Annotated in this window: 1 protein-coding gene; it reads left to right on the plus strand. The window is 45.2% G+C overall.

The window, feature by feature from the left end:
* Nucleotides 1-162 precede the first annotated feature (162 nt).
* On the plus strand, nt 163-549 hold a 387-nt coding region (locus R7O13_RS29980), incomplete at its 3' end, for a DUF3360 family protein (protein WP_318305605.1).

Consider the following 549-nt stretch of genomic DNA (forward strand, 5'->3'; position numbering starts at 1 on the left):
GTCTAATATTCCTACCGATAGCAACACATGCTTAATAAGTGCAAATCAATAAAGGTGCTCGATAGCAGCTAGGGTGTGGTCTCGTATTGGTCGAAGGTTTGTGTACCTCGCGAAACTCTAGTTGAGATGGTTCAGCTTTGAAACGTAAAAAAGGATAACTCAATGTCTGACTCAAGTAAGACTTTTTACAGGGATGTGCGCAAGAAACCACATGAATTTGAAAGCCGAGAAGACTTTCTAAACCATGATTTAACCGTTATGAGCTTTCGTCGCTGGGGTATTCATTTGCCATCGCGTGATTACAGTATTGAAATCGAAGATTGGGTACCAGCGTTAGCCGCCACCATAGGAAAAGTGGTTATGGTGACCGCCATGGTTGCGGCCTTTGCCGCTCAGTTCGGTTTATCTCCGGAGTTCGTTGCAGAAAACGTGCGTTACGAACTGCTTATTGCAGGCGCTTTGTTCGTTATCCTGTTTTCCGCCATCCTAAACCCGAACGCAAACTTAGCCGGTACTCATGGCCCAATGATACCGCTGATTCCTATGATT

The sequence above is a fragment of the Vibrio sp. Y176 genome (genome assembly GCF_033438945.1).